The organism is Phenylobacterium sp., from assembly GCF_025351295.1.
Taxonomy (GTDB): domain Bacteria; phylum Pseudomonadota; class Alphaproteobacteria; order Caulobacterales; family Caulobacteraceae; genus Phenylobacterium.
The window spans coordinates 21,294-28,851 of record NZ_JANXWD010000140.1; the positions used below are offsets into that span (position 1 = coordinate 21,294).

Below are 7,558 nucleotides of genomic sequence, written 5' to 3' on the forward strand. Positions count from 1 at the left end.
TGCGCGGCGTCGGCGGCCGGCATTCCGGCGGGCCGCCGACTCCGAGACGATCGCCGCATGGACCGGGACGCTTGACAGTCCGCCTCGAAACTTTCGCGGAAGCCCGCTAAAAGGCGCGGCATGACGCGCCGCATCGCCTTCGAGGGCATCGACAACTTCCGCGATTTCGGGGACTACGCCGCCGGCCAGAAGCGGTTGCGGCGAGGGCTCTTGTACCGCTCCGCCCACCAGGCGCGGGCGACGGACGCGGACCTGGCGCGCCTGGCGGGCATGGGGCTTTCGGTGGTCGTCGACCTGCGCCGCTCGAACGAGCGCGAGCGCGAGCCTTCGCGGCGGTGGGAGGGGTTCACCGCCCAGGTGATCGAGAACGACATCGGTCAGGACACCGCCGACGAGTGGGCGACCTTCATCGCCGGCTCAGACCTCAGCGTGGGCTCGTTCAGGGCCTATATGCTCGACTACTACCGGGCCGCGCCGTACCAGCGCCGGCACATCGACCTCTACGCCCGCTATTTCCGCGCCCTCGCCGAGAGCCAGGGCCCGGTCCTGGTGCACTGCGCCGCGGGCAAGGACCGCACCGGGATCATCTGCGCCCTGACCCACCACGTGGCCGGGGTGCACGACGACGACATCGTCCAGGACTATCTGCTCACCAACGACCATGAGCGGATGGTCGCGCGCCTGCCGGTCATGCGCGAGCATGTGGGCATGGCCAGCGGCGGGCGGATCCCCTCCGATGAGGCGCTGATCACCGCCATGCGGGTCGAGGCGGAGTATCTGGACGAGGCGTTCCGGGTGATGCGCGAGGCGCACGGATCGCTGGACGGTTATCTCGACGAGGTCCTGGGCCTCGATCCGCGGCTTCGCGGCCGCATCCACGACCGGCTGTTCGCCTGAGACCGCCGCGCGATATCGGAGTCCCCATGCAGTCTTTCACGCCGCCCCACCGGGTCCTCATGGGCCCGGGTCCCTCCGACGTCAGCCCCCGCGTGCTGGCCGCCCTGGCGCGCCCGACCATCGGCCACCTGGACCCGGCATTCCAGGCGCTGATGGAGGATATCAAGGCGGCCCTGCAGCGGCTGTTCAACGCCCCCGACCATGCCTGCATCCCGCTGCCGGCGCCCGGCACCGCGGGGATGGAAGCCGCGATGATGAACCTGCTGGAGCCGGGCGACCGGGCGGTGGTGGCGGTGAACGGCGCGTTCGGCGGGCGGATGGCCGACATGGCCGGCCGCGCGGGCGCCACGGTCGTCACCGTCGACCATGCGTGGGGCCAGCCGGTGGACCCGGCCAAGGTCGAGGCGGCCCTGGCCGAGGCGCCGACCAAGGTGCTGGCCTTCGTCCATGCCGAGACCTCGACGGGCGTTCGCAGCGACGCCGCCACGCTCTGCGGCCTGGCGCGCAAGCATGGCGCGTTGTCGGTGGTGGACTGCGTGACCTCGCTGGGCGGGATCGCCGTCGACGCCGCCGCCTGGGACGCCGACATCCTCTATTCGGGGACCCAGAAATGCCTCTCGGCCCCGCCCGGCCTGGCCCCCATCGCGATCGGCAAACGAGCCCAGGCGGCGATCGCGGGCCGCAAGGAAAAGGTCCGCAACTGGCTGTTGGATTTCAACCTGATCATGGCCTACTGGGGCGGCCCGGATGGACGTGGGGGCGGCGGCCGGACCTATCACCACACCGCGCCGATCAACGCGTTGTACGGACTGCATGAATCCCTGGTCGTGCTGTTCGAGGAGGGGCTGCAGGCGGCCACCGTTCGCCACGCCCGAATGCACGAGGCGCTGGCCGCGGGGCTGGAGGCGGCCGGCCTGGAACTGCTGGTCGACCCCAAGTGGCGACTGCCGCAGCTCAACACCGTGCTGATCCCGGACGGGGTCGACGAGGCGGCGGTGCGCACCCACGTGCTGAACACCTGGGACCTGGAGATCGGCGCCGGCCTGGGGCCGCTCAAGGGCAAGGTCTGGCGGATCGGCCTGATGGGCGCCTCGGCCACCCCCTGGCACGTGCGCCTGTGCCTGACCGCGCTCTGCGAGGCGCTGGCGGCGCAGGGGGTGACGGCCTCGGCGAGCGACGCCCTGGCCGCGGTGGATGGGGCGTTGGTCTAACCTCCTCTACCCCGAGCGTAGCGAAGAGAGGGAGAGGGCAGGGGAGGGCCGGCTGGGCCTGTCGGCTCGCGTTTCCGGTGGACCGAGGGCCCTCAGCGGCGCCGTGAAGAGATCATCGCTGCCGACAGAGTGGCGCTCACAATCCTGCGCCGGCCCTCTCCCTACCCTCTCCCTCTCTTCGCGCCGGCGGCGCTCGGGGGAGAGGAGGCTGTACAGGCCCGGCGCGATGGCTACGGTGCGCGCCGAGCCGCCTTGCGAGAGCGGCGAGGGGATATGCGCTTGACCACGGAACCCGCCGCCGACGTCCCGATGGAAGCCGAGATTGGGGGGGACGGGAAGCTCAGTCGCGGGGCGGTGGCGTGGTCGATCTTCGAGGGCGGGCGCGACCCCTACGTCATCCTGATGACGATCTACATCTTCATGCCCTACGTCTCGGCCACTATGGTCGGCGACCCGGTCAGGGGTCAGGGGCTGATCGCCCAGTTCCAGCAGTATGCTGGCTGGATCGTCATGGCGACGGCGCCGTTCCTGGGCGCCTCCGTCGACAAGCTGGGGCCGCGCAAAGGGTGGCTGGCCCTGGTGGTGACCGGGATGGTCCCGCTGATCGCGAGCCTGTGGCTGGCCAAGCCGGACCTCTCGGGACTGTCGATCATCGCCACCATGTCGATCGCGATGCTGGTCAACGTGCTGTTCGCCTACTCGGAGGTGCTGCACAATTCGCTGCTGGTGCGGGCGGCGGGCCTCGGCGCCGCGCACAAGGCCTCGGGCCTGGCGCTCAGCCTGGGCAACGCCGCCTCGGTGGTGGCGCTGGCCTTCACCGCCTGGGCCTTCGCCCTGCCGGGCAAGGTGGCCTGGAGCTTCGTGCCGGCCGCGCCGCTGTTCGGGCTGAACCCCGCGACCCACGAGCCGGAGCGGGTAGTGGCCATCCTGTCGGCGATCGCGCTGGTGCTCGGGTCGATCCCGCTGTTCCTGTTCACACCCGATGCGCCGCGCTCTGGGGTCTCGATCCCGCGGGCCTTCGCCGATGGGGCCAAGGACCTCTGGGGGATGCTCAAGACCGTGGGGCGCTATCGCGACGCGGTGATCTACCTGGGCTCGCGGATGCTGTTCGTGGACGGCATGAACGGCGTGCTATTCTTCTCCGGCGTGCTGGCGGCGGGGGTGATGAAGTGGGGGCCGCTGGAGTTGCTGACCCAGGGCATCGTGTTGTCGATCGTGGCGGTGTTCGGCGGGTTCGTCGGTCGCTGGCTGGACGAGCGCGTGGGGCCGAAGAACGCGCTGAAGATCGAGATCTTCATGACCATGCTGAGCCTAGGGGCGATCCTGGGCATGCGGCCCGACCGCATCCTCTATCTCTGGGCCTATGACCCCTCGGCCCATGCGCCGCTGTGGAACGGGCCGGTGTTCACCACGCTGCCCAATCTGGTGTTCTTGCTGCTCGGCTTCACCAACGCCATCTTCATCACCGGCCAGTACGCCTCGGCGCGCACCGCGCTGACCCGCCTGACCCCGCCCAGCCAGACCGGCGCCTTCTTCGGGGTCTTTGCGCTGTCGGGCGTTGCCACGGCCTGGCTGGCGCCGACCCTGGTCAACTTCGGGACGGGCGTGACCAAGACGCAGCAGGGTGGCTTCGCGACCATCATCCTGTTGTTGGGCCTGGGCCTGGCGGGACTCTTCTTCGTCCGGGGCGGCGGTCGCGGCGAGACATCGAGCGACTGAGGCGCTTTGATTTCAAACGACAATTCGAAACTCTGCCGTGGCATGGTTTACGGATATCAATGATGAATACTGTTAAACCATAGAATATTCCGAGTAGTCTTCTCCATATTTACTGAAGATTAAGCGCGCTGGGCGACATTGCTGGTGTTCTTAGGAGCGATCCGGCGGAACGCCCCTTCTAGGCCCCCCCCAACGCCGGGCCGCCAAAATCTGGAGAAGAAACAATGTCGAAGTTCGTGACCCGCTTTCTGAAGGATGACTCCGGCGCGACCGCCATCGAATATGGCCTGATCGCCGCCCTGATCGCCGTCGTGCTGGTCGGCGCCCTGCAAGCCGTGGGCACCAGCCTCGGCGGCGCCTTCACCAAGATCAGCACCTCCGTCAGCGCCGCCACCGGCGTCTGATGATCCGAACCTGACGGCCCGGCCCCGGCGGCGACGCCGGGGCCGGGTTGGCGGGTCGCGACCGGAGACCAGACCGTGCCGAAGTTCGTGACCCGCTTCATGAAGGACCGGTCCGGCGCCACCGCCATCGAATATGGCCTGATCGCCACCCTGATCGCCGTCGTCCTCCTGGGCTCCCTGCAAGCCGCCGGCGCCAGCCTCAGCGCCGCCTACACGAAGATCAGCACCGACGTCGGCGCCGCGACCGGCGTTTAGGGCAGGCCGCCCTAAGACGAGGCCTCTGGCGGAGACGCCGGGGGCCTTTTCGCCTGAAAGCCTGACGGCAACGCTCCGTTCACCGATCGGGCCCAGGATGGGCGGCGAGAGGTTCGCATGCCCCCGCTGTTCGTCGCCTTGCTCGCGCTCGCCTTCCCAGTCCTGGTCCTGATCGCGGCGGGCCAGGATGCGCTGTCGTTCATGATCCCCAACTGGATCCCGCTGGCGTTGGCGGTGGTGTTTCCGTTCGCGGCCCTGGCGGCGGGCGTGTCCCTGCCCACCATCGGCCTGAACGCCGGCGTCGGCGCCATCGCCCTGGCCGCCGGGGTGGTCATGTTCGCCCTGCGCTGGGTGGGCGGCGGCGACGCCAAGCTGCTGGCCGCCGCGGCGCTCTGGCTAGGCTGGCCGGCGATCCCGACCTTCCTGTTCGCCGCGGCCCTGGCCGGGGGGGTGCTGGCGATCCTGCTGCTGACCCTGCGCTCGGCGGCGGTGCGGCCGATGGTGCTGCTGGGTCCGTCGTGGATGGTCCGGCTCGCCGAACCCGGCGAGGGCGTGCCCTACGGCGTCGCCATCGCCGCCGGCGCCCTGGCGGCGCTGCCCGCCTCGCCGTTCGCCGCGGCCCTGGCGCTCTAGGTTGCGGCCGCCGCGCACATGGGCGACAGGAGAGCTCCCGCTCCTGAGCGTGAGGCTGCCATGTCCGAAGTGATCCTCGACGCCTGGGAGGGGGCCGTGACGCCGGTCCAGGCGCTGACCGATATCGAGACCGCCCGTGCGCTCGAGACCGACGCCTTCGCGGCCGGTCTCGCGCGCACCGCCGAGTTCAAGGGCAAGGCCGGCCAGGTCCTGCTGGTCCCTGGCGCGGACGGCGCCGTCGACCGGGTGCTGCTGGGCCTGGGCGACGGGACGGAGGCGGCTCCGTTCCGCGCCCTGCCCGCCAAGCTGCCCGCCGGGGTCTACCGGATCGCTACCAGGCCCGAAGCCATCTCCGCCGACCAGGCCGCCCTGGCCTTCGCCCTGGGGAGCTACCGGTTCGACCGTTACAAGCCGCACGCCGGCGAGCCGCCTCGCTTGGTGGCGGAGGGCTGCGACGTCGCCGAGGTCCGCCAGGTGGCCCACGCCTGCGCGCTGGCCCGCGACATGGTCAACACCCCGGCGAACGACATGGGGCCCCTGCAGATCGAGACCATCGCCCGCGAGATCGCCGAGCACCACGGCGCGCGGATCACGGTGATCGAGGGCGAGAGCCTGCTCGCGGCCAACTACCCCGCCGTCCACGCCGTCGGCCGCGCCGCCGATCCGTCGCGCGCGCCGCGGATGATCGAGATCACCTGGAGTCCCCCGGGGGGCGAGGCCGACAGGCCGCTGGTCTGCATCGTCGGCAAGGGCGTGGTGTTCGACACCGGTGGCCTGGACATCAAGCCCTCGGCCGGCATGCGGCTGATGAAGAAGGACATGGGCGGCGCCGCCCACGCCCTGGCGCTGGGCCGGATGATCATGGCCGCGAACCTGCCCGTACGCCTGGCGGTGCTGACCCCGGTGGTCGAGAACGCCATCTCCGGCGACGCCATGCGGCCGGGCGACGTGCTGGCCTCGCGGGCCGGGATCTCCATCGAGGTCGGCAACACCGACGCCGAGGGCCGCCTGATCCTGGCCGACGCCCTGACCCGGGCGGGCGAGCTGGAGCCGGCCCTGACCATCGACCTGGCCACCCTGACCGGCGCGGCGCGCGTCGCGCTCGGGCCACAGCTGCCGCCGTTCTTTACGGATGATGAGGGATTGGCTGCGCAAATTGTCGCCGCGGCCAAGGCGGAATCCGATCCGCTGTGGCGACTGCCGCTCTGGAAGCCCTATGCCGACGCCCTCGACAGCGACGTGGCCGAGATCAAGAACGACCCCGACGGCTGGGCCCAGGCGGGCTCGGTCACCGCGGCGCTGTTCCTGCAGCGGTTCGCGCCGAAGGGACCGTGGGTGCATCTGGACATTTACGCCTGGAACCCTCGCGCCCGCCCCGGATTCCCCGGTGGCGGCGAGGCCCAGGCGATCCGCGGCCTCTACCGCATGATCCGCGAGCGTTTCGCATGAAGCATGATCCCCGCATCACCCCCTGGCGTGACGGCATCGCCGCGCGCAGCCTGGAAGGCGTGCTGGAAGCCGAAGTCTATCTCGACCCCAAGGCCATGAGCTGTGGGGCCGCCGCCGCCGCGATCCGGTCAGCCCCCGACGCCAACGGCGAACAGATGGACCAGATGCTGTTCGGCGAGCGCTTCGAGGTGCTGGAGGAAGAGGGCGCGTGGCTGTTCGGCCAGGCCGCCCGCGACGGCTACGTGGGCTTCGTCGAGGCCGCCGCCATGCAGCCGGCCGGTCCGCTGCCGACCCATCGCGTGGCCGCGATCCGCACCTATGCCTTCGCCGAAGCCAGCATCAAGTCGCGCGCCCGGGGTCCCTATTCGATCAACAGCCTGGTGGCCGTGGAGGCCGTCGAGGGCCACCTGGCCAAGGTCACCGGCGCCGGCTGGATGACCGCCGCGCACCTGGCCCCCATCGGCACGTCCGAAGACGACTGGGCGGCGGTGGCCGAGCGGTTCCTGGGCGCGCCCTATCTCTGGGGGGGCCGCGAGAGCCTGGGCGTCGACTGCTCCGGCCTGGTGCAGCAAGCCCTGTTCGCCTGCGGCCGCGCCTGCCCGCGCGACGCCGACCAGCAGGAAGTGCTGGGGACCGCTATCGAGGCTGCCGACTTCGGCCGCGGCGACCTGGTGTTCTGGAAGGGCCACGTGGCCATCGGCCTTGGCGACGGCCGTATCGTCCACGCCAACGGCCACCACATGGCCACCGCCATCGAGCCGCTCAGCGAGGCGATCGAACGCATCGCCGCGTCCGGGTCCAAGCCCACCGCCTACCGGCGCGTCTAATTCATCCGCCTATCCCCGCCCAGGCGGGGACAGGCGGACTGGCGGATGCCGGTGCTACGTCTTCGGCGGAGTCGCAGCCGCCGCGGGAGCCGGAGCGCCTGCGGGCGGAGCCGCAGCCCCTGCCGCGGCCGCCGCGCCGGCCGCCGGGGCCGCCGCCGCGCCG

General features: G+C 70.8%; 8 protein-coding genes. All 8 read left to right on the forward strand.

Features of this window, described 5'->3' with window-relative positions; genetic code table 11:
* Positions 1-120 precede the first annotated feature (120 nt).
* The 8 genes from Q0R13_RS19435 (at position 121) to Q0R13_RS19470 (ending at position 7,395) form a co-directional block, all read left to right on the forward strand.
* Positions 121-897 (forward strand): tyrosine-protein phosphatase, encoded by a 777-nt coding sequence (locus Q0R13_RS19435; protein ID WP_293907049.1) that lies wholly within the window; start codon positions 121-123, stop codon positions 895-897.
* A gap of 26 nt (positions 898-923) precedes the next feature.
* Positions 924-2,108 (forward strand): alanine--glyoxylate aminotransferase family protein, encoded by a 1,185-nt coding sequence (locus Q0R13_RS19440; RefSeq protein WP_293907051.1) that lies wholly within the window; start codon positions 924-926, stop codon positions 2,106-2,108.
* 279 nt (positions 2,109-2,387) lie between these two features.
* On the forward strand, positions 2,388-3,827 hold the full coding sequence (locus tag Q0R13_RS19445) for an MFS transporter (RefSeq protein ID WP_293907053.1): 1,440 nt from the start codon (positions 2,388-2,390) through the stop codon (positions 3,825-3,827).
* 224 nt (positions 3,828-4,051) lie between these two features.
* Entirely contained in the window at positions 4,052-4,231 is a 180-nt protein-coding gene (locus Q0R13_RS19450; protein ID WP_293907055.1) for a Flp family type IVb pilin, read from the forward strand.
* A gap of 75 nt (positions 4,232-4,306) precedes the next feature.
* Positions 4,307-4,486, forward strand: a complete 180-nt coding sequence (locus Q0R13_RS19455; RefSeq protein WP_293907057.1) for a Flp family type IVb pilin — start codon at positions 4,307-4,309, stop codon at positions 4,484-4,486.
* Between the two features lie 117 nt (positions 4,487-4,603).
* Positions 4,604-5,119, forward strand: a complete 516-nt coding sequence (locus tag Q0R13_RS19460) for a prepilin peptidase (RefSeq protein WP_293907059.1) — start codon at positions 4,604-4,606, stop codon at positions 5,117-5,119.
* Between the two features lie 60 nt (positions 5,120-5,179).
* A complete protein-coding gene (locus tag Q0R13_RS19465) occupies positions 5,180-6,568 on the forward strand; it encodes a M17 family metallopeptidase (RefSeq protein WP_293907061.1) in 1,389 nt (462 codons plus the stop codon).
* Positions 6,565-7,395: an NlpC/P60 family protein gene (locus Q0R13_RS19470; protein ID WP_293907063.1), complete on the forward strand. Its 831-nt coding sequence runs from the start codon at positions 6,565-6,567 to the stop codon at positions 7,393-7,395. Before Q0R13_RS19465 ends, Q0R13_RS19470 begins: the two co-directional genes overlap by 4 nt.
* Positions 7,396-7,558 lie beyond the last annotated feature (163 nt).

Coding starts and splice junctions, on each gene's coding strand:
- Q0R13_RS19440 (WP_293907051.1), top strand. CDS start 924: ATGCAGTCTTTCACGCCGCCCCACCGGGTCCTCATGGGCCCGGGTCCC.
- Q0R13_RS19450 (WP_293907055.1), top strand. CDS start 4,052: ATGTCGAAGTTCGTGACCCGCTTTCTGAAGGATGACTCCGGCGCGACC.
- Q0R13_RS19435 (WP_293907049.1), top strand. CDS start 121: ATGACGCGCCGCATCGCCTTCGAGGGCATCGACAACTTCCGCGATTTC.
- Q0R13_RS19460 (WP_293907059.1), top strand. CDS start 4,604: ATGCCCCCGCTGTTCGTCGCCTTGCTCGCGCTCGCCTTCCCAGTCCTG.
- Q0R13_RS19470 (WP_293907063.1), top strand. CDS start 6,565: ATGAAGCATGATCCCCGCATCACCCCCTGGCGTGACGGCATCGCCGCG.
- Q0R13_RS19465 (WP_293907061.1), top strand. CDS start 5,180: ATGTCCGAAGTGATCCTCGACGCCTGGGAGGGGGCCGTGACGCCGGTC.